We start from the raw sequence: 21076 nt of genomic DNA, 5'->3' as shown, positions 1-21076 counted from the left end.
CGCGGGAACCCGACGTACGAGGGCGGCGTGCGCCCGGACGGGCAGGTCCCCGGCGCCTGAAGCGCGCCGCACGCCCCCCGGAAGCGCCCGGAACGCCCCTGGGAAAACCCTCACGAGCCCGGAGCGCCCCCTAGAACGTCCCCAGCTTCACGATCGACAGCAGCGCCACCAGCTGGATCGCGGACGCGCCCAGCGCCTTCGGCCAGGGGAGGTCGTGGGAGCGGGAGACCATCAGGGTGAGCAGGGCGCCTGCGGCGATCCAGGTGGCCCAGCCGAGGATCTGGACGAAGCCCGCGTCGCCGCCGAAGAACATGGCGAAGACCAGGCGGGGCGCGTCGGTGAGCGACGTGATGAGCATCGACAGGCCGACCGTGGGCTGCCAGGCGCCGTCACCGCCGAGCTGGCGGGCCAGCGTGTGCGTGACCACGCCCAGCACGAACGCGCTCAGCACCATCGCCACGGCCGTGATCAGCACGATCGGCACGGCGTTCGACAGCGTCGCGTTGATCGCGTCCGCGCGGGCGCCGTCGAAGCCGAACACGGCGAGCAGGCCGTAGAGGAAGGTGACGATCAGGGCCGGGGCCCACATCGTGTAGTCCCGCATGCGCAGGAAGGTCTGGTCGGGGGAGAGGATCACGCCCCGCAGCAGGTCCTTCCAGTGCAGCGGCGGGCCGGACGGACCGGCCGGTGCGGCCGAGCCCGCGTGGTACGTCGCGCCCTGGGTGTATCCGGCCGCCTCGTCCACGGAGAACGCCGTGGTGTGGCCCGCCTGGTTCGCCGCGTAGGGGTCGTGCGCGGAGTGGGGGGCGTGCGGGGCGTGGCCCGCGCCGTCGCCGAAGTACTCGGGCCCGTCCGGGGCGGGGCCTCCCGCCTGCCCGTAAGGGTGTCCCGGCTGCTGCCCGTAGGGGTGTCCCGGCCGGCCGGGCTGCTGGGGGTACGACGGGCGGGGCGCCGCCGGGCGGCCGTACGACGGCCCGCCGGGCTGCCCGGCACCGGGCCCGTGTCCGTACGGCCCCTGCCGCCCCTGCGGAGCCTGCTGTCCCTGAGGGGGCCGGCTGTCCCGGCTCCCGCGTCCCATCCTGAATCCAGCCACGTTTCCGAACGTACCCGCTCCGCACGGGGTGCGGGCCCGGACCGGGGTTCCGGGCCCGCCATTGCTGCCGACCTGTGACATCCCTCAAGGGTTCGTCAGCAGCGCGTTTCCGGGATCTTTCCGGGTTACCCCGGTCCGGTCCCGTAGGGGATCAGTCCGCGTCCACGACGCCGAAGTCCGGCGTGCCCGCGGTGGAGACGCCGACGTCGGCCGGGCCGAAGGCGCGGGTGCCGGTCGTCGTGATCTTCGAACCGTTGGACGGCAGGTACGTCATCGAGCCGTCCCCGGCGTTCTCGTACGAGCCGACGACCAGGTCCGCCCTGCCGTCGCCGTTGACGTCGTCGAGCTTGACCTCGGCGCCGAACAGGTCGCCCTTCTCGTCGTTGCCGGGCACGCCCGCGCTGCTCTGGGCGAAGGACTGGGCGCCGGAGGCGGTGTTCACGCCGGACGCGGAGCCGTACAGCACGGTCACCATGCCGGTGTCGTTGACGCCGTCGATGTCCTCGTACGGCGTGGAGACGACGAGGTCCTGGAAGCCGTCGCCGTTGATGTCCCCGAGGTCCAGCTCGTAGCCGAATTCGTCGCCCTTCTCCGAGGTGCCGGGCACGTTGCCGGTGTTCTGGTTGACGGAGGCGGTGGACGCGGGCCCGGAGGCGGACCCGTAGGTGATGTTCACCCGGCCGCCGTCGGAGGAGTCCGGGATCGGGGTGCCGTCGTCCAGCTTGGAGTCCCAGTTGGAGCCGCTGACGATGTCGCCGTAGCCGTCGCCGTTGATGTCGCCGATGGCGGTGATGTTGCCGGGCCTGAGCGTCTGCGCGGTCGAGCCGCTGAGGCCGGTCGCGCTGCCGGGCAGCCAGTAGTTGGTGTTCCAGCCGTACTGCGTCTTCGTCTCGAAGCCGTCCACCACGAGGTCGGTGCGGCCGTCGCCGTTGACGTCACCGGCGGTGAGGTTCAGCGGGCCGTTGGGGTAGTCGTTGGTGCCGCTCATGATCGGCGGCTTGACGGTGGTACGGCTGCCCGCGGTGCCGGTGCTGCTGATGCCGCCCTTGTACAGGTACAGCGTGGCGGTGGAGCTGCCGACGACGAGGTCGGCCCGGCCGTCGCCGTCGAAGTCGCCCGCGGCGAGGTTCTTGCCCCAGAAGTCGTGCGAGCTGGGCGCCGGGTCGGGGATGTCCACGCCCTTGCCGGTCAGGCCGCTCCTGGAGCCCCAGAGGATGGAGACGTCGCCGCCGTTGACGTCGTCGCCGACCTTCTCGCGGGGCGTGCCGACGGCGAGGTCGTCGAAGCCGTCGCCGTTGAAGTCGGCGTAGGCCAGGGTCGAGCCGAAGTGGTCCCCGGCCTCGGAGGTGCCGGGGACACCGGCGGTGTTCTGGCTGAGCGTGGTGTGCTTGGCGGACGACACACCGGTGCCCTTGGCGCCGTACAGGACGACGACCTGGCCGGCCTCCTTGTGGCCGCTCACGGTGGCCAGGGCGGCCTCGGTGGCGATGTCGCCGATGCCGTCGCCGTTGAAGTCGGCCTTGGTGACCCGGACCGAGTCGGCGGCGGTCGCCGGGACGGCGGCGAACGTGAGCAGACCGCCCGTGAGCGCGACCGCGGTGGCCGCCGCGGTGGCGAGCCGACGCTTTGCGTGCATGCATCTCTCCTGCGCCATGCGGGCCCGCCCGTGGGCGCCCGCAGTGGATGGGGTGCGTCCGCCCGGCTTCGCCACGAGTTGTCCCGCGGTTCACCGGACGGGCGGCGAACAGGAGACCCGTACGGATGCGTGAGGGTTGTACGTGAGTTCGGTGTTTTTTCGGCGTGGACACCCGGTGAAGGGGTGCTCGGAGTACGGGAGTTGCGGTCGGGCGCCGGCGGGGGCTGGTGGGGCGGCCGGTGGGCCGGGGGCGCACGATGGAGGCATGAGCGTAGTGAAGATCAATGTGCTGACCGTTCCCGCCGAGCAGCGGGAGGTGCTGGAGAAGAGGTTCGCCGCGCGGACGCACACCCTGGCGGACACCGACGGGTTCGAGTGGTTCGAGCTGCTGCGGCCGGTGGAGGGCACCGACCAGTACCTCGTCTACACCCGCTGGCGCGACGAGGCGGCCTTCGAGGCGTGGCGGGACGGCCCGGCACGCGCCGCGCACGCGGGCGGCGGGGAGGGCGGTCCCGCGGGGCAGGGCGGTCCTGCGGGGCAGGGTGGTCCTGCGGGGCAGGGTGGTCCTGCGGGGCACGGCGGTCCCGCGGGGCAGGGTGGGGAGCGGCCGAAGCCCGCCGCCACCGGTTCCACCCTGTGGTCCTTCGAGGTCGCCGAGCAGGCGCAGGCGCAGGCCCCGGCCCAGGACGCCTGAATCACCCCTTCGGGAACACCCGCGCGCGTTTGGAACCCCGCGCACGACTAAGCCCCCGGTTTCCGTCGCGGAAACCGGGGGCCCTTGCGCGCACTCAGCGCAGCGTCACTTCACCGGCTCCGGTTCCGGCGCCGCCTCCGAGTCCGACGTGCCCGCCGGGGGCTCGTCGTCGGTCACCGGGGTCTTCACGGACTCCAGCAGCAGCTGGGCCACGTCCACGACCTGGACGGACTCCCGGGCCTTGCCCTCGTTCTTCTTGCCGTTGACCGAGTCGGTCAGCATGACCAGGCAGAACGGGCAGGCGGTGGAGACGATGTCGGGGTTCAGGGAGAGGGCCTCGTCCACGCGCTCGTTGTTGATGCGCTTGCCGATCCGCTCCTCCATCCACATCCGCGCGCCGCCCGCGCCGCAGCAGAAGCCGCGCTCCTTGTGGCGGTGCATCTCCTCGTTGCGCAGACCGGGGACCTTGCCGATGATCTCGCGCGGCGGCGAGTAGATCTTGTTGTGGCGGCCCAGGTAGCAGGGGTCGTGGTACGTGATGAGGCCCTCGACCGGGGTGACCGGGACGAGCTTGCCCTCGTCCACCAGGTGCTGGAGCAGCTGGGTGTGGTGGATGACCTCGTAGTCGCCGCCGAGCTGCGGGTACTCGTTGCCGAGGGTGTTGAGGCAGTGCGGGCAGGTGGCGACGATCTTCTTGGCCGACTTCGGCTTGGCGGACTCGGGCAGCACCTTGCCCTCGTCGTCGGTCTCCTCGCCGAACGCCATGTTCAGCGCGGCGACGTTCTCCATGCCGAGCTCCTGGAACAGCGGCTCGTTGCCCAGGCGGCGGGCGGAGTCACCGGTGCACTTCTCGTCGCCGCCCATGATGGCGAACGAGACGCCCGCCATGTGCAGCAGTTCCGCGAACGCCTTGGTGGTCTTCTTGGCGCGGTCCTCCAGGGCGCCCGCGCAGCCCACCCAGTAGAGGTACTCGACCTCGGTCAGGTCCTCGATGTCCCTGCCGACGACCGGGACCTCGAAATCGACCTCCTTGGTCCACTCCAGCCGCTGCTTCTTGGCCAGACCCCAGGGGTTGCCCTTCTTCTCCAGGTTCTTGAGCATCGTGCCCGCCTCGGACGGGAACGCCGACTCGATCATCACCTGGTAGCGGCGCATGTCCACGATGTGGTCCACGTGCTCGATGTCCACCGGGCACTGCTCGACACAGGCGCCGCAGGTGGTGCAGGACCACAGCACGTCCGGGTCGATGACGCCGTTCTCCTCGGCGGTGCCGATCAGCGGGCGCTCGGCCTCGGCGAGCGCGGCCGCGGGCACGCCCGCCAGCTGCTCCTCGGTGGCCTTCTCGTCGCCCTCCACGGTCTTGCCGCCGCCCGCGAGCAGATACGGCGCCTTGGCATGCGCGTGGTCGCGCAGCGACATGATCAGCAGCTTGGGTGAGAGCGGCTTGCCGGTGTTCCACGCGGGGCACTGCGACTGGCAACGGCCGCACTCGGTGCAGGTGGAGAAGTCCAGCAGGCCCTTCCAGGAGAACTGCTCGACCTGGGAGACGCCGAAGGTGTCGTCGTCGCCGGGGTCGGTGAAGTCGATCGCCTTGCCACCGGAGGTCATGGGCAGCAGCGCGCCGAGCGCGACCTCACCGCGCGCGTTGCGCTTGAACCAGATGTTCGGGAAGGCCAGGAAGCGGTGCCAGGCCACGCCCATGTCGGTCTTCAGGCCGACCACGATCATCCAGATGAACGAGGTGGCGATCTTCACCCCGGCGAACAGGTACGTGAGGTTCTGCAGCGTGGAGGTGTCCATCCCGCGCAGCCAGGAGAGCACCGGGTAGGAGATGAAGAACGACGCCTCGTAGCCGCTCACGTCGTGCTGGGCGCCCTCCAGGGCGTGCAGCATGAAGATGCAGACACCGACGATCAGGATGACCGTCTCCACGAAGTACGCCTGGCCGAAGTTGGACCCGGCGAACCGCGACTTGCGGCCGGGCTTGTCCGGCTTGCTGAGCTGCCGTACGGCGATGAGCACCAGGATGCCGACGATCGTCATGGTGCCGATGAACTCGACGTAGACGTTGTACGGCGCCCACTCGCCCAGCACGGGCAGCAGCCAGTCGGCCTTGAACAGCTGGCCGATGGCGTTGACGATCGTCAGCAGCAGCGTGAAGAAGCCGACCGCGACGAACCAGTGGGCGACGCCGACGACACCCCAGCGGTTCATCCGGGTGTGCCCCAGGAACTCGCGGACCACGGTCACGGTGCGCTGGTACGGGTTGTCGGTGCGGGTCCCGGCCGGCACCGCCTGGCCCAGCCGCATGAAGTGGAACAGCTGGAGGAGGGCGCGGCCGAAGAGTGCCACGCCGACCACGATCAGGATCAGCGACACGATGATCGCGGCGAGTTGCATTGGGGGCTCCCGGGGCGGCCTCGATAAGCATATTACTAAGCAGTAACTTATGCAGTCCGTCTGAGACTACCCCCATCTTCCGTTCCGACGCAGCCGGGGGCGGGGTGATCTGGGTCGCGGAGCGCGCCCTTCCCTCCGGCGGACCGCCCGGTGCACCCGTACAGCGTCGCCCGGCACACCCGTACGGCGTCCCCCGTGGACCCGTACGGCGTCCCCGGGGCACCCCTGCGGCATCGGGCGCACCCCTGTCCATTCGATCCGGCATGCAATCGGATCGTGTTATTCATCCATATTCGTCACTTTCGCGCCTACCGTGGGGCCGTGCTCTACGGGATCGCCGCGGCCAGCGCCGCCCTCCTCCTCACCGCCGTCCTCGCGGCGGTGCTCCGGGTGCCCGCGCTGCGCGCGGGAATCATCGACCGGCGGTGCCGCCGTCCGCTGCCGCTGCTCGGCGGGGCGGCCGTCGTCGCCGTCACCTGCCTGGTCGCCTGGGCCGGGCAGTGGACGAAGGTCGCGCCGCTCGGCGACGGCGTCGGGCGGCTGCTGGCCGCCGGTGCCGCCGTCGCCGCGCTCGGCCTGGTCGCGGACGTCTGGCGGCTGCGCGGCCGGGTGCTCACCGCCGGTACGGCCGTCGCGGCGGCCTGCGTGGTGCCGTACGACGAGACGGGCGTCGGCGGCGGGCTGCTGGCCGTCGGCTGGATCGTCTTCGCCTCCCTCGCCTTCAAGGGGCTCGACCACGCCGACGGGCTCGCCGGGACCATCGGGGTGGTCACCGCGTTCGGGGTGGGCGCCTGCGCCGCCGCCGAACTGATGGACGGGCTCGCGGTACTGCTGAGCGTCTTCGCCGCCGCGCTCACCGGGTTCCTGATGCACAACTGGCATCCCGCGCGCGTGGGCATGGGCGCCTGCGGGGCGCTGTTCACCGGCTTCCTGCTGTCGTCGGCGGCTGTCTTCACCCGCGCCGGGTACGGCCTCGCGCCCACCGCGGGCGTGCTGCTCTGCCTGGGCGCGGTGGCCGGGGCCGACGTGCTGCTCGTCGTCCTGGCCCGCGCGACCGGGCGCCGTCCGCTGCTGCGGCGCGGCCCCGACCACCTGGCGCACCGGCTGCGCAGGCTCGGGCTCACCCCGCAGGGCGGGGTCGTCCTGCTCGGCGCCGCGTCCTTCTCGGCGGTGCTGGTCGGGGTGCTGGTGCACGCCGGATGGACCGGGGACGCGGCCGTGCTGTGGGTCGCGGGCGCCGCCGTACTCGCCGTACTGGTACTGCTGAAGTTCCCGGGGCAGGCGTCCCGCAGGGGCGTGGCCACTCAGGTGGGGGGCACGTCCACCCGGATGGGGCGGGCGTCAACCCAGATGGGGCGGGCTTCCGCGCAGGTGGGGCGCGGGGTGGCCGTCCGTACGGCCGCTGCTCGTACCGTGTCGGCGCAGGCCGTGTCGCCGCAGGTCAGCGGGCCCTTGCGTGTAAGGAACGGATAAGACTTGAGTCCTTGTGACTCATGTCTGTTGACCGCGCGGCCCTCCTCGTGCACACTTGAGCCAGTTCCACTCAAGTCTTCTGGAGGCATCAACATGGCACGTGCGGTCGGCATCGACCTGGGCACGACCAACTCGGTCGTCAGCGTTCTGGAGGGCGGCGAGCCCACCGTCATCACCAACGCCGAGGGTGCCCGGACCACGCCGTCCGTCGTCGCCTTCGCCAAGAACGGTGAGGTGCTCGTCGGCGAGGTCGCCAAGCGCCAGGCGGTCACGAACGTGGACCGGACCATCCGCTCGGTCAAGCGCCACATGGGCACGGACTGGAAGATCGAGCTCGACGGCAAGAGCTTCAACCCGCAGCAGATGAGCGCCTTCATCCTGCAGAAGCTCAAGCGGGACGCCGAGTCCTACCTGGGCGAGAAGGTGACCGACGCGGTCATCACGGTCCCCGCCTACTTCAACGACTCCGAGCGCCAGGCGACGAAGGAGGCCGGCGAGATCGCTGGTCTGAACGTCCTGCGCATCGTGAACGAGCCCACGGCGGCGGCGCTCGCCTACGGTCTCGACAAGGACGACCAGACGATCCTCGTCTTCGACCTCGGCGGCGGCACCTTCGACGTGTCCCTGCTGGAGATCGGTGACGGCGTCGTCGAGGTGAAGGCCACCAACGGTGACAACCACCTCGGCGGCGACGACTGGGACCAGCGCGTCGTGGACTTCCTGGTCAAGCAGTTCCAGTCCGGCCACGGCGTGGACCTGTCCAAGGACAAGATGGCCCTCCAGCGCCTCCGCGAGGCCGCCGAGAAGGCCAAGATCGAGCTGTCCTCCTCCACGGAGACCTCGATCAACCTGCCGTACATCACGGCGTCCGCCGAGGGCCCGCTGCACCTGGACGAGAAGCTCACCCGCGCCCAGTTCCAGCAGCTCACCGCAGACCTCCTGGAGCGCTGCAAGACGCCGTTCCACAACGTCATCAAGGACGCGGGCATCCAGCTCGGCGAGATCGACCACGTGGTCCTCGTCGGCGGTTCGACCCGTATGCCTGCCGTCGCCGAGCTCGTCAAGGAGCTGACCGGTGGCAAGGAGGCCAACAAGGGCGTCAACCCGGACGAGGTCGTCGCCATCGGCGCCTCGCTCCAGGCCGGTGTCCTCAAGGGCGAGGTCAAGGACGTCCTGCTGCTCGACGTCACCCCGCTGTCCCTCGGTATCGAGACCAAGGGCGGCATCATGACCAAGCTGATCGAGCGCAACACCACGATCCCGACCAAGCGCTCCGAGATCTTCACCACGGCCGAGGACAACCAGCCGTCCGTGCAGATCCAGGTCTACCAGGGCGAGCGCGAGATCGCGGCGTACAACAAGAAGCTCGGGATGTTCGAGCTGACCGGTCTGCCGCCGGCCCCGCGCGGGGTCCCGCAGATCGAGGTCTCCTTCGACATCGACGCCAACGGCATCATGCACGTGACCGCGAAGGACCTGGGCACGGGCAAGGAGCAGAAGATGACCGTCACCGGCGGCTCCTCGCTGCCGAAGGACGAGGTCGATCGCATGCGCCAGGAGGCCGAGCAGTACGCGGAGGAGGACCACCGCCGCCGCGAGGCCGCCGAGACCCGCAACCAGGGCGAGCAGCTCGTCTACCAGACGGAGAAGTTCCTCAAGGACAACGAGGACAAGGTCCCCGGCGAGGTCAAGACGGAGGTGGAGGAGGCCGTCGCGGAGCTGAAGGAGAAGCTCAAGGGCGAGGACTCCGCGGAGATCCGCACCGCCACCGAGAAGGTCGCCGCCGTCTCGCAGAAGCTCGGCCAGGCCATGTACGCCGACGCGCAGGCGGCCCAGGCCGCGGGCGGTGCCGGTGAGCCCGGCGCCGGTCAGGCCAAGGCCGACGACGACGTCGTGGACGCCGAGATCGTGGACGAGGACCGTAAGGACGGTGCCGCGTGACGGAGGAGACCCCGGGCTTCGAGGAGAAGCCCGACGTCCCCTCCGGCGCGGCCCCCGACGACGCCGAGCCGCAGGCCGCCTCCGAGAAGGAGGCGGCCCCGGCCGGGGACGGAGCAGCAGACGCGGGCCTGGTGGCCCAGCTGGACCAGGTGCGCACGGCGCTCGGCGAGCGCACGGCGGACCTCCAGCGGCTCCAGGCCGAGTACCAGAACTACCGCCGCCGCGTCGAGCGCGACCGGGTCGCGGTCAAGGAGGTCGCCATCGCGAACCTGCTGACCGAACTCCTGCCGGTGCTCGACGACATCGGGCGCGCGCGGGAACACGGTGAGCTGGTCGGCGGCTTCAAGTCGGTCGCCGAGTCGCTGGAGACCGTGGCGGCCAAGATGGGCCTGATGCAGTTCGGCAAGGAGGGCGAGCCCTTCGACCCGACCATCCACGAGGCCCTGATGCACAGCTACGCGCCGGACGTCACCGAGACCACCTGCGTGGCGATCCTCCAGCCCGGCTACCGCATCGGTGAACGCACCATCCGCCCCGCGCGGGTGGCCGTCGCCGAGCCGCAGCCCGGCGCGCAGGCCGCCAAGGCCGAGGGTGCCGAGGAGGCCGGGGAACCGGCCGCGGCCGACGACAAGGAGAGCGGTGGCCCCGACGAGGGCTGAACCGGTCATCGATCACCGTGAGGAGGGACGCCGGGCATGAGCACCAAGGACTTCATCGAGAAGGACTACTACAAGGTCCTCGGCGTCCCCAAGGACGCGACCGAGGCGGAGATCAAGAAGGCGTACCGGAAGCTCGCCCGCGAGTTCCACCCGGACGCCAACAAGGGCAACGCCAAGGCCGAGGAGCGCTTCAAGGAGATCTCCGAGGCGAACGACATCCTCGGTGACGCCAAGAAGCGCAAGGAGTACGACGAGGCGCGCGCGCTGTTCGGGAACGGCGGCTTCCGCCCCGGTCCCGGCACGGCGGGCGGCGGCTCGTTCAACTTCGACCTGGGCGACCTCTTCGGGGGCGCCCAAGGCGGCGGCGCGCAGACCGCGGGCGGCTTCGGCGGCGGGCTGGGCGACGTGTTCGGCGGCCTGTTCAACCGGGGCGGCGCGACGGGCGGCCCCCGTACGCAGCCCCGGCGCGGCCAGGACATCGAGTCCGAGGTGACGCTCAGCTTCACCGAGGCCATCGAGGGTGCCACGGTGCCGCTCCGGATGTCCTCCCAGGCGCCCTGCAAGGCGTGTTCGGGCACCGGCGACAAGAACGGCACGCCCCGCGTGTGCCCGACCTGTGTCGGCACCGGGCAGGTCGCGCGCGGCTCGGGCGGCGGTTTCTCGCTGACCGACCCGTGCCCGGACTGCAAGGGCCGCGGCCTGATCGCCGAGCACCCCTGCATGGAGTGCAACGGCAGCGGGCGCGCCAAGTCCTCCCGGACCATGCAGGTGCGCATCCCGGCGGGCGTCACCGACGGGCAGCGCATCCGGCTGCGCGGCAAGGGAGCCCCCGGTGAGCGCGGCGGCCCGGCGGGCGACCTCTACGTCGCCGTGCACGTCGGGGACCACCCGGTCTTCGGCCGCAGGGACGACAACCTGACGGTCACCGTGCCGGTCACCTTCACCGAGGCCGCGCTCGGCGGTGAGGTCCGGGTGCCCACCCTGGGCGGTTCGCCGGTCACCCTGAAGCTGCCGCCCGGCACGCCCAACGGCCGCACCATGCGGGCGCGGGGCAGGGGCGCGGTCCGCAAGGACGGCACCCGCGGCGATCTGCTGGTCACCGTGGAGGTACGTGTCCCGGCGGACCTGTCGGGGAAGGCTCGTGAAGCGCTCCAGGCGTACCGCGAGGCGACCGCGGACGAGGACCCGCGGGCGGAGCTGTTCGAGGCCGCGAAGGGAGAATGAGTGCCCTATGGACACATCTGGCCGTCGGCGCAACCCGTACGAACTCACCGAGGAGACACCGGTCTACGTCATCTCGGTGGCGGCCCAGCTCTCCGGACTGCATCCGCAGACCCTGCGCCAGTACGACCGGCTCGGCCTGGTCTCGCCCGACCGCACGGCCGGGCGCGGCCGTCGCTACTCGGCCCGTGACATCGAACTGCTCCGCCAAGTGCAGCAGCTGTCGCAGGACGAGGGCGTGAACCTGGCCGGTGTGAAGCGGATCATCGACCTGGAGAACCAGGTGGCCGCGCTCCAGGCGCGCGTCGCCGAACTCCAGGACGCGCTGGACGGCGCGGCGGCCACGATGCGGCAGCGCGAGGCGGCGGTGCACGCCTCGTACCGCCGGGACCTGGTGCCGTACCAGGAGGTGCAGCAGACCAGCGCGTTGGTGGTCTGGCGCCCCAAGCGGCAGCAGAAACAGGGCGACTGACCGTCTCCCAGGAGCACGGCGGGCCCGCGGACGTATCCACGTCCGCGGGCCCGTTCCCGTGTGCGGCCACCGGCGCGTGGATCAACTGCCCTTCTTCGAAGGGTCTGTAGATGCGGTTAGGGGAGAGTTACGCGCGATCTTCACAGGATCGGCGCGCCAGGGTGTTGCGGACTCGTTAAGCGGTACTCCTTGACGCGGGGTGTCCGTCCCGCGTTGGCTTTTCAGTCACCTGGGCCGCAAAGCGGCACGCACGTCCCGATCGCACCTGAAGTGAGCACTCGAATGCGTCGTATCGCCATATCCGTGGTCACGTCCACGATGATCCTCTCGCTCGCCGGATGCGGCGTGCTGGACGGCGTGGGCGGTGGTGCGAGCGCGAGTCCGACCAAGGGCGACGACGTGACGGTCGGTCTGCTGCTGCCGGAGAAGGCGAACACCCGGTACGACAAGTTCGACTACCCGATCATCAAGAACCAGGTCGCGCAGCTCACCGACAAGAAGGGCCGGGTCGAGTACGCCAACGCCGACGCGAACGCCGCGCGCCAGGGCGACCAGATGCGCAAGATGATCGCCGACAGGGTGGACGTCATCCTGCTGGACGCGGTGGACGCGCACGCCATCGCGGGCGAGGTGCGGAAGGCCAAGGCGGCCGGCATCCCGGTCATCGCCTACGACCGGCTCGCCGAGGGTCCCATCGACGCGTACATCTCCTTCGACAACGACCTCGTCGGCGAGGTGCAGGCCCGGACGCTGCTGGAGGCGCTGGGCTCGGGCGTGGACAGTTCCGACAAGATCGTCATGATCAACGGCTCGCCCACCGACCCCAACGCCCGCCAGTTCAAGGAGGGCGCGCTGTCGGAGCTGAACGGCAAGGTGACCATCGCCAAGAGCTACGACACCAAGGACTGGAAGCCGGAGATCGCCCAGCAGGAGATGGCCGACGCCATCGCCAGCATCGGCAAGGACAACATCGCCGCCGTCTACTCCGCGAACGACGGCATGGCGGGCGGCGTCATCAACGCCCTGGAGGCGGCCGGTGTCACCAAGCTCCCCCCGATCACCGGCCAGGACGCCGAGCTCGACGCGGTGCGCCGGGTGCTCACCGGCGAGCAGTACATGAGCGTCTACAAGTCGTACCCCGACGAGGCCGAGGCGGCGGCGCAGATGGCCGTCACCAAGGTGCAGGGCAAGGACATCCAGTTCGACGCGCTCACCCAGGACCACGTGAACAGCCCCACCGACAAGAACATCCCGGCGAAGCTGGTGCAGGTCAGCGCCCTGACCAAGGACCGCATCAAGGACACCGTCATCGCCGACGACATCTACACCGTGGCCGACATCTGCACCGCGAAGTACCACGCGGCCTGCGCGGCGGCGGGCCTGAAGTAGCCCCGCGCCGCCCCCGGTCCACCCCCGCACCGCCCCCGCACCCCCTCGCATAGGGACCCAACCGTGTTGCGGACCCGGTTCCGGCCGCGCATAGTTGCGCTGCGGAAGTGGCAGCTAGCCGGGGGTGGAACGGGCGATGTCCGGGCACGGGACCGAGGAGCATCCGCACGGTGCCGACCGGCTGTGCGGAGCCGGTGACCGGGTGTACGCCCGTGCCGTGCGCCGGGGCCGGGTGCCCCGCACCGACGCCGGGCCGGTGCCCTGCCTGCTGGAGCTGGCCCTGCTGCACCCCGACCCCGACGACATGGACTGGCTGGTGCCGACCTCCCCGCAGGAGGTGATGGCCCGGCTGCTGCGCGGGGTCTACGACGAGGTCAGCGAGAGCCGGCTCCGGGTGGGCTCGGCGGTCGCCGCGTTCGACCGGTACGCGGGACTCGGCCGCGACCTCGCCGCCGCCCCCGCGCCCGGCGAGGGCACCGCGATCCGCGTGCTGGACGGGCTGTCCCGCATCCAGGCCGCGATGGACGAGGCGACCGAGGCGTGCACCACCGAGGTGCTCACCGTGCAGCCCGGCGGCATCCGGCGCGAGGCGGAACTCACCGAGGGCCTGCACCGCGCGCTGGCCCTGCGCGGCCGGGGCGTCCGCATGCGGGACCTCTACACGCACGTCGCCCGGCACGGACAGGGGCTGCTCAACTACCTGGAGCTGATGGGCGACACCGTCGAGGCCCGCACCCTGGACGAGGTCATCGACCGGCTCATCCTCTTCGACCGCACGGTCGCCATCATCCCGGCCAACACCGAGCGCACGATGGCCCTGGAACTGCGGCACCCGGCGCTGGTCGCGTATCTGGTCACGGTGTTCGAGCGGCTCTGGCGGCTCGCCCTGCCGCTCACCGCGCCGCTCCCGGACACCGGCATCGAGGGCATCTCGCACCGCGAACGCGCCATCGCCGCGCTGCTCGCGGAGGGCCACCAGGACGCGGTCATCGCCGAGCGCCTCGGCATCAGCGTGCGCACCTGCCGCGCGCACATCGCCCGGCTCTCCGAGACCCTGGGCGCGGCCAGCCGCACCCAACTGGGCGTCCGCATCGCCCAGGTCGGCCTGGACGGCCCGGCCCGCCCACCGGCCCCGCCGGTGCAGCGGGTGGGCTGAAAGGGCGCCCAGCACACACTGAGGGGCGCGCACGGGACCTCTGGGGGCGTACGCGGGGGGTGTGCGGGGGGTGAGGTCCCTTGCGAGTGGACCGGTGCGGGGCCGTCAGCGTTCCTGCTTGAGTATCCCCGACTGCGCGATCAGGAAGCCGAGCTGGGCCCGGCTTCCGCTGCCCAGCACCTGGGCGAGCTTGGCGATGTGGGCCCGGCAGGTGCGGACGTTCATGCCCAGCCGACGGGCGATGGCCTCGTCCACATAGCCCTCGATCAGCAGCTTGGCGATGGAGTGCTGGATGTCGGTGATGCCGTCCGGCGCGGTCTCGTAGGGGGCGCCCGCGTGCAGCGGGACCGCGCGGTTCCACATGAACTCGAAGACCTTGGTCAGGTAGGCGACCAGGCCGGGGTGGCGCAGTTCCAGCGCGACCTGGCGGTCGTCCCGGATCGGGATGAAGGCCACCGAGCCGTCGCAGATGATCAGCCGCTCCACGAGTTCGTCGATGGTGCGGTACTCGACCTTGCCGTTGGCGAACTGGTCCACGTACGCCATGCGCTCGGGGTTGTAGCGGGCGGTGTGCTGGTAGAGGGTGCGGATGCGCACGCCCCGGTCGATGAGGGGCTTGTCGCGCTCCAGGCCCTCGATCAGCCGCTGTTCGGACCGGCGTCCGCCCATCGGCTGCACGGTCAGCATCTCGCTCTGGCACTGGCTCGTCGCCAGGTCAAGGGCCGCGTTGATGCGGTCCAGGCCCTCCAGGACGGTCATCGAGTGGGTGGGCGTGCTGTCCTGGGCGCTGAGCGCGAGGAAGGGCTCGAACGCCTCCGCCAGCTCCACCGAGGTGCGGCGGCGCTCGCTGATCTCCCGCTCCAGCGGATGCAGACGCCGCGCGAGCGCCACCGAGGGCGGCACCGGGCGCAGCCACTCCGGGTCGTCGGGATCGGGGTGCAGAAGGGCGAACTCCATGAGGCAGGGGGCGGCCTCGGCCTCCTCACGGGCGACACGTCCGGTACGCAGCGCCGTGGCGTAGAGACGGTTACCTTCACCACACAGATCGGTCACCGCATGGGGATGTGCCGTCTTAGTCCCATTTGTTGTCAAATCTCCACCCCCCAGGGTCCTGAACGTGCAGGAACATGATGCACCGATCGTGTGGTCATGATGTGTCCGAATGAGCCATCGTCTTACTCGTCGGGGGAATGAGGAGATTTGAAGTGAGGACGAAGCCGACTATGCGAAAGAGATTGCTTCGCTCGGTGCTGGTAGCCGCCTTCTCCGCCGTTGTGGCCGTGGGCGCGCTGGCCGGCTTCTCGGGGGCGCAGAACAGTGGTCACGGTGCGGGCGGCGCCCGGGTCGCGGCGTCGGCCGTCGGCGTGGTTCTTCCGGAACGCGTGGACGACAGCGTCTGGGACTGACCATGACTACCCCTCCGGACGACCGCTCCTTCCGACGCGAGATGGCCACCGCCTACCGCTCGGGCTGGCACTTCATCGATCTGGTCACCGCCATCCCCCACAGTGGTGACTCGTTGATGGTGACGGTCTTCGGTGAGCCGGTCGTCGTCACCCGCGACGACGACGAGGACGTACGGGCCTACCGGTGCCTGCGCAAGCCGCGCGGCGCGCCCCAGCCCGTCCGGTGTGCCGTGCGCTACGGCATGATCTTCGTCAACCTGGACCAACGTGATCACCGGCTGGCAGATCCGGAGATCTCGGATGTACGAACCATTTCAGCCACCCCCCGCAGTGCCTGACGCGATTCCCCCGTCGTAAAAGATCGCTCAGGCGCTTCCCCCCGCAGCGGCGTCACCGTGACCTGAACACGGTGACGCCGCTCGCGTTTGCGCCGGTTTCGGCCGCTTGCGGGTGATGCGCAGGGTGGCCGAAACCCGATGAGCGGTCAGCCCCGGCCGAGAGCCCGGTCCACCTCGATCTCGATCACGATCCGCAGCGGGTTCTCCGCGGGCACCCGCTGATAGCGCTCGGTGTATCTGCGTTCCGCCTCCGCGACCCGCTCCCGCTCGGCGCGCACCCGCGCCCGGCCCTCCAGGGTGGCCCAGCGTCTGCCGTCCACCTGGCAGACCGCCACCCGCGCCCCCGTCTCCCCGGCCGCCCGTACGTGGACGGCCTTCGCGCTGGTGCGGCTGGTGATGACCCGCGCGAGTCCCGCTTCCGGGTCGTAGGTCACCCCCACCGGCACCACGTGCGGGCTGCCGTCGGCGCGCAGCGTGGTCAGCGTGCAGAGGTGGCGTTCCCGCCAGAAGGCGAGGTAGGGCTCGTCCGGCGCGGCCGGGTTCTGGGAGTACGTGCTCATGAGGGCGAATTTAGCTCCTTCGGGGGTTTTCCCCAGCAGGAGAACGGGGGGTACCTTGAGTGGAATAGACTCAACTTTGCGTATGCTTGTTAAGTCAGTGGTGGAGCCGGGGAGTCGGTGGAACCGTCGGGGCCGAGGAGGAGAACGCGAACGTGGACGCAGAGCTGACCAACAGGAGCCGGGACGCGATCAACGCGGCGAGCAAGCGTGCCGTGGCCGAGGGGCATCCCGATCTCACGCCCGCCCATCTGCTGCTCGCGCTGCTCGCGGGGCAGGACAACGAGAACATCACCGACCTGCTCGCCGCCGTCGAGGCCGACCTCGCCGCCGTGCGCGAGGGTGCCGAGCGGGTGCTGTCCGGCCTGCCCAGCGTGACCGGTTCCACGGTCGCGCCGCCGCAGCCGAACCGCGAGCTGCTGGCCGTCATCGCGGACGCCACCGAGCGCGCCGAGGCGCTCGGCGATGAGTATCTGTCCACCGAGCATCTGCTGATCGCCGTCGCCGCCAAGGGCGGCGCGGCCGGTGAGGTGCTCACCCGCCAGGGGGCGGACGCCAAGAAGCTGGACGCGGCCTTCAGGAAGGCCAGGGGAGGACGCCGAGTGACCACCGCCGATCCCGAGGGGCAGTACAAGGCCCTGGAGAAGTTCGGCACCGACTTCACCGCCGCCGCCCGCGAGGGCCGCCTCGACCCGGTCATCGGCCGGGACCAGGAGATCCGGCGTGTGGTGCAGGTGCTCAGCCGCCGCACCAAGAACAACCCGGTGCTCATCGGCGAGCCCGGCGTCGGCAAGACCGCCGTCGTGGAGGGCCTGGCCCAGCGCATCGTCAAGGGCGACGTCCCCGAGTCGCTGAAGAACAAGCGGCTGGTCTCGCTGGACCTGGGCGCGATGGTCGCGGGCGCGAAGTACCGGGGCGAGTTCGAGGAGCGGCTGAAGACGGTCCTGGCGGAGATCAAGGACTCCGACGGGCAGATCATCACCTTCATCGACGAGCTGCACACCGTGGTCGGCGCGGGCGCGGGCGGCGACTCCGCGATGGACGCGGGCAACATGCTGAAGCCGATGCTGGCCCGCGGCGAACTGCGCATGGTCGGTGCCACCACGCTGGACGAGTACCGCGAGCGGATCGAGAAGGACCCGGCGCTGGAACGCCGCTTCCAGCAGGTGCTGGTCGCGGAGCCCACCGTCGAGGACACCGTCGCCATCCTGCGCGGGCTCAAGGGGCGGTACGAGGCCCACCACAAGGTGCAGATCGCGGACAGCGCGCTGGTCGCCGCCGCGAGCCTGTCCGACCGGTACATCACCTCCCGCTTCCTGCCCGACAAGGCGATCGACCTCGTGGACGAGGCCGCGTCCCGGCTGCGCATGGAGATCGACTCCTCGCCCGTGGAGATCGACGAACTCCAGCGGGCCGTGGACCGGCTGAAGATGGAGGAGCTGGCGATCGGCAAGGAGACCGACCCCGCCTCCCGCGACCGCCTGGAGCGGCTGCGCCGCGACCTCGCCGACAAGGAGGAGGAGCTGCGCGGTCTCACCGCCCGCTGGGAGAAGGAGAAGCAGTCCCTCAACCGCGTCGGTGAGCTGAAGGAGCGCCTGGACGAGGTGCGCGGCCAGGCCGAACGCGCCCAGCGGGACGGCGACTTCGACACCGCCTCGAAGCTGCTGTACGGCGAGATCCCCGAGCTGGAGAAGGAACTGGAGGCCGCCTCCGCGGCCGAGGAGGAGGCCGCCCGCGACACGATGGTCAAGGAGGAGGTCGGCTCCGACGACATCGCGGACGTGGTCGCCGCCTGGACCGGCATCCCGGCGGGCCGCCTCATGGAGGGCGAGACGCAGAAGCTGCTGCGCATGGAGGAGGAGCTGGGCCGCCGCCTGATCGGGCAGACCGAGGCGGTCCGCGCGGTCTCCGACGCGGTGCGCCGTTCCCGCGCCGGGATCGCGGACCCCGACCGGCCCACCGGCTCCTTCCTCTTCCTCGGCCCGACCGGTGTCGGCAAGACCGAACTCGCCAAGGCGCTCGCGGACTTCCTCTTCGACGACGAGCGGGCGATGGTCCGCATCGACATGTCGGAGTACGGCGAGAAGCACAGCGTCGCCCGCCTGGTCGGCGCCCCTCCCGGCTACGTCGGCTACGAGGAGGGCGGCCAGCTCACCGAGGCGGTGCGGCGGCGCCCGTACACCGTGGTGCTGCTGGACGAGGTGGAGAAGGCGCACCCCGAGGTCTTCGACGTCCTGCTCCAGGTGCTGGACGACGGCCGCCTCACCGACGGCCAGGGCCGCACCGTGGACTTCCGCAACACCATCCTGGTGCTCACCTCCAACCTGGGCAGCCAGTTCCTGGTGGACCCGGTGGCGGGCGAGGCGGAGAAGCGGGAACGGGTGCTGGGTGCCGTCCGGGCGTCCTTCAAGCCGGAGTTCCTGAACCGGCTGGACGACCTCGTGGTGTTCTCCGCGCTCAGCCAGGAGGAGCTGGCCCGGATCGCCCGGCTCCAGATCGACGCCCTCGCCCGGCGCCTGGCCGAGCGGCGCCTCACCCTCGACGTCACCCCGGACGCGCTGGCCTGGCTCGCGGAGGAGGGCATGGACCCGGCGTACGGCGCCCGGCCCCTGCGCCGCCTGGTGCAGACGGCCATCGGCGACCGGCTGGCCCGCGAGATCCTCTCCGGCGAGGTCAAGGACGGCGACACGGTCCGCGTGGACCGCTTCGAGGACGGTCTGCTGGTGGGACCGGCGGCGGGCGGGACGGTGAGGATGACGAAGACGGCGGAGACGCTCTGACGGTGGGGCGGTGGGGCTATGGGGCTATGGGGTGGCCGGACGCTTCGGCACGGGTGACGGTCGGCCGCCGCCACCCCGCAGGTCAGCAGGACCAGCCACCCCACCGCGCGCCCACCGCCACCCCGCCGAGCGCCCACCGCGCACCCGCCGGACCGTGCCGTTCCGCCCCGGTTCGCCACCGCCGCCCGCTTCGCCCCCCACCGGGCCCCGCGCCGGGCGCCCGGATCGTGTCAGCCGTAGGCTGACAGGCCGCGCCGGGGCTTGCCACCCCCCTCCCCGCATGAGGGAGGATGGCGGAATCCGTATGAAGGGAAAATCACGGTGAGCATCGACCCGTCCTCGATTCCGAACTTCGGGGGCCAGCCCGAACCCCAGTCCCAGGGACCGGCCGGCCCCGTCGTCCCGGACCAGGACCTGGTGAAGCAGCTCCTCGACCAGATGGAGCTCAAGTACGTCCTCGACGAGGAGGGTGACCTCGCCGCTCCGTGGGAGCAGTTCCGCACCTACTTCATGTTCCGCGGAGAGGCCGAGCAGGCCGTCTTCTCGGTGCGGACCTTCTACGACCGCCCGCACCAGATCGAGGAGAAGCCGCAGCTCCTCGAAGCGATCGACGACTGGAACCGCCGCACCCTGTGGCCCAAGGTCTACACGCACACCCACGACGACGGCACGGTCCGCCTCATCGGCGAGGCCCAGCTCCTCATCGGTACGGGCGTGGACCTCAACCACTTCGTCTCCTCCACCGTGAGCTGGGTCCGCGCCGCCATCGAGTTCGACCGCTGGCTGATCGAACAGCTCGGCCTGGAAGAGGACGTGGACGGCACGGAGCAGCCGGGCGACGACGAGGAGTGACCTTCTCCTCCGCACGGCGTTCCGGGGCCCGGCCCCGCTGAACCACGCGAAAGGTCCGGGGCGACGCGCACCACGCGCGTCGCCCCGGACCTTTCGCGTGTACGGACTCAGCCCGCCGCCGGTATGTCCGTCTGCTCCAACTCGCCCAGCGGCAGCGTGTGCTGGGTCTGGGTGACCTTGGCCCGCAGGTAGTGGACGTTGTGGGCCGTGGTGAAGACGCCGGTGGGGACGTGGTGGCGGACGGTGATGGCGTGGCGGGTCAACTGGGCCGACTTGTCGGGGTTGTTGGACAGGAGGTCCAGGTCCGTGATGCCGAGGGCGGTCAGCATCTGGGCGGCCGAGGTGTAGTCGCGGGCGTCCTCCGGGAGGCCCAGGGCGGTGTTCGCCGCGTAGGTGTCGAGACCCTGGTCCTGGAGGGCGTACGCGTCGAGCTTGTTGTAGAGGCCGATGCCGCGGCCCTCCTGACGCAGGTACAGCAGGACGCCCCCGCGCTCCGCTATCCGCTCCACCGCCTCCCGCAACTGCGGGCCGCAGTCGCAGCGGGCCGAGCCGAACACGTCCCCGGTCAGGCACTCCGAGTGCAGCCGCACCAGCGGCACCGCGCCCGCGCCGGGCTCGCCCAGCACCACCGCGACATGCTCCTGCCCGTCGGTCAGCCCGTGGAAGGTGACCAGCTCGGCGTCCACGCCGTACCCGTCGCCGAAGCGCAGCGGCACACGGACGCGGGAGCGGATCGTCGTGGCGGGGATGTCGGACATGCGGGCCTCCGGATCAGTGGCTGCCGGACGGTGCCTGCCCGTCGGCTCGCGCCTCTGCTACTGCTTCAGTTTTGAAGCAGCAACTCGGAGACTCGACCCTAGCTCATGCTTCAAAGTTAAAGCAACGAAGTTCAAGACCGCCCGCAGCCCGCCCCACGCCGTTCACCCCAACCCCGGCACCCCCTGGCACCCTCACCCCCCCCCTCCCCCGCTCCCCCCCTCCCCCCCCCCCCCCCCCTCTCCCCCCCTCC

18 protein-coding genes are annotated in these 21076 nt (G+C 70.8%); 12 read left to right on the top strand and 6 right to left on the bottom strand.

Going from position 1 to position 21076, the window contains the following annotated elements:
- Positions 1 to 130: 130 nt before the first annotated feature.
- Both KUM39_RS10290 and KUM39_RS10285 read right to left on the bottom strand, forming a co-directional pair.
- A complete protein-coding gene (locus KUM39_RS10290) occupies positions 131 to 1174 on the bottom strand; it encodes a Yip1 family protein (RefSeq protein WP_217785171.1) in 1044 nt (347 codons plus the stop codon).
- Positions 1175 to 1244: 70 nt separating this feature from the next.
- The gene (locus tag KUM39_RS10285; protein ID WP_217785170.1) at positions 1245 to 2729 is read right to left on the bottom strand and encodes an FG-GAP and VCBS repeat-containing protein; all 1485 of its coding nucleotides are present in this window, start codon (positions 2727 to 2729) and stop codon (positions 1245 to 1247) included.
- 265 nt (positions 2730 to 2994) lie between these two features.
- Between KUM39_RS10285 and KUM39_RS10280 the strand changes: the two genes are divergently transcribed.
- Positions 2995 to 3423: an antibiotic biosynthesis monooxygenase family protein gene (locus tag KUM39_RS10280; RefSeq protein WP_217785169.1), complete on the top strand. Its 429-nt coding sequence runs from the start codon at positions 2995 to 2997 to the stop codon at positions 3421 to 3423.
- Between the two features lie 105 nt (positions 3424 to 3528).
- Here KUM39_RS10280 and KUM39_RS10275 read toward each other — a convergent pair whose 3' ends face one another.
- Positions 3529 to 5823, bottom strand: coding sequence for a (Fe-S)-binding protein (locus tag KUM39_RS10275; protein WP_217785168.1), 2295 nt, complete (start codon positions 5821 to 5823; stop codon positions 3529 to 3531).
- A 321-nt stretch (positions 5824 to 6144) separates the two neighbouring features.
- Between KUM39_RS10275 and KUM39_RS10270 the strand changes: the two genes are divergently transcribed.
- The 7 genes from KUM39_RS10270 (at position 6145) to KUM39_RS10240 (ending at position 14134) form a co-directional block, all read left to right on the top strand.
- Positions 6145 to 7296, top strand: coding sequence for an MraY family glycosyltransferase (locus KUM39_RS10270; protein WP_217785167.1), 1152 nt, complete (start codon positions 6145 to 6147; stop codon positions 7294 to 7296).
- A gap of 93 nt (positions 7297 to 7389) precedes the next feature.
- Positions 7390 to 9237 carry a molecular chaperone DnaK gene (gene dnaK / locus KUM39_RS10265; protein ID WP_217785166.1) on the top strand — a complete coding sequence of 616 codons (1848 nt, stop codon included), beginning with the start codon at positions 7390 to 7392 and terminating at the stop codon, positions 9235 to 9237.
- The gene (gene grpE / locus KUM39_RS10260; protein ID WP_217785165.1) at positions 9234 to 9896 is read left to right on the top strand and encodes a nucleotide exchange factor GrpE; all 663 of its coding nucleotides are present in this window, start codon (positions 9234 to 9236) and stop codon (positions 9894 to 9896) included. Before dnaK ends, grpE begins: the two co-directional genes overlap by 4 nt.
- Positions 9897 to 9932: 36 nt before the next feature.
- On the top strand, positions 9933 to 11120 hold the full coding sequence (gene dnaJ, locus KUM39_RS10255; RefSeq protein ID WP_217785164.1) for a molecular chaperone DnaJ: 1188 nt from the start codon (positions 9933 to 9935) through the stop codon (positions 11118 to 11120).
- Between the two features lie 7 nt (positions 11121 to 11127).
- Positions 11128 to 11589, top strand: coding sequence for a heat shock protein transcriptional repressor HspR (locus tag KUM39_RS10250; protein WP_217785163.1), 462 nt, complete (start codon positions 11128 to 11130; stop codon positions 11587 to 11589).
- A gap of 282 nt (positions 11590 to 11871) precedes the next feature.
- Positions 11872 to 12978, top strand: coding sequence for a substrate-binding domain-containing protein (locus tag KUM39_RS10245; protein WP_217785162.1), 1107 nt, complete (start codon positions 11872 to 11874; stop codon positions 12976 to 12978).
- A 136-nt stretch (positions 12979 to 13114) separates the two neighbouring features.
- Positions 13115 to 14134: a helix-turn-helix transcriptional regulator gene (locus KUM39_RS10240; protein WP_217785161.1), complete on the top strand. Its 1020-nt coding sequence runs from the start codon at positions 13115 to 13117 to the stop codon at positions 14132 to 14134.
- A 105-nt stretch (positions 14135 to 14239) separates the two neighbouring features.
- Here KUM39_RS10240 and KUM39_RS10235 read toward each other — a convergent pair whose 3' ends face one another.
- A complete protein-coding gene (locus tag KUM39_RS10235; protein WP_217785160.1) occupies positions 14240 to 15226 on the bottom strand; it encodes a helix-turn-helix transcriptional regulator in 987 nt (328 codons plus the stop codon).
- A gap of 131 nt (positions 15227 to 15357) precedes the next feature.
- Here KUM39_RS10235 and KUM39_RS10230 point away from each other — a divergent pair, with 131 nt between their 5' ends.
- Entirely contained in the window at positions 15358 to 15540 is a 183-nt protein-coding gene (locus KUM39_RS10230) for a hypothetical protein (protein WP_217785274.1), read from the top strand.
- Positions 15541 to 15542: 2 nt separating this feature from the next.
- On the top strand, positions 15543 to 15878 hold the full coding sequence (locus KUM39_RS10225) for a Rieske (2Fe-2S) protein (RefSeq protein ID WP_217785159.1): 336 nt from the start codon (positions 15543 to 15545) through the stop codon (positions 15876 to 15878).
- A gap of 146 nt (positions 15879 to 16024) precedes the next feature.
- Here the strand turns inward: KUM39_RS10225 and KUM39_RS10220 are convergent, their stop codons facing one another.
- Positions 16025 to 16438 carry a TIGR03618 family F420-dependent PPOX class oxidoreductase gene (locus tag KUM39_RS10220; RefSeq protein ID WP_217785158.1) on the bottom strand — a complete coding sequence of 138 codons (414 nt, stop codon included), beginning with the start codon at positions 16436 to 16438 and terminating at the stop codon, positions 16025 to 16027.
- Between the two features lie 152 nt (positions 16439 to 16590).
- On the opposite strand from KUM39_RS10220, the gene clpB reads away from it, so the two are divergent.
- Positions 16591 to 19215, top strand: coding sequence for an ATP-dependent chaperone ClpB (gene clpB, locus KUM39_RS10215; RefSeq protein ID WP_217785157.1), 2625 nt, complete (start codon positions 16591 to 16593; stop codon positions 19213 to 19215).
- A gap of 321 nt (positions 19216 to 19536) precedes the next feature.
- Positions 19537 to 20067 carry a type III secretion system chaperone family protein gene (locus KUM39_RS10210; RefSeq protein WP_217785156.1) on the top strand — a complete coding sequence of 177 codons (531 nt, stop codon included), beginning with the start codon at positions 19537 to 19539 and terminating at the stop codon, positions 20065 to 20067.
- A 107-nt stretch (positions 20068 to 20174) separates the two neighbouring features.
- Here KUM39_RS10210 and KUM39_RS10205 read toward each other — a convergent pair whose 3' ends face one another.
- Positions 20175 to 20825, bottom strand: coding sequence for a GTP cyclohydrolase II (locus KUM39_RS10205; protein ID WP_217785155.1), 651 nt, complete (start codon positions 20823 to 20825; stop codon positions 20175 to 20177).
- Positions 20826 to 21076: the final 251 nt, after the last annotated feature.

Origin of the sequence: Streptomyces corallincola (assembly GCF_019104725.1) — a bacterium.
Taxonomy (GTDB): domain Bacteria; phylum Actinomycetota; class Actinomycetes; order Streptomycetales; family Streptomycetaceae; genus Streptomyces; species Streptomyces corallincola.
This window is presented reverse-complemented; position numbering and strand designations above follow the sequence as displayed.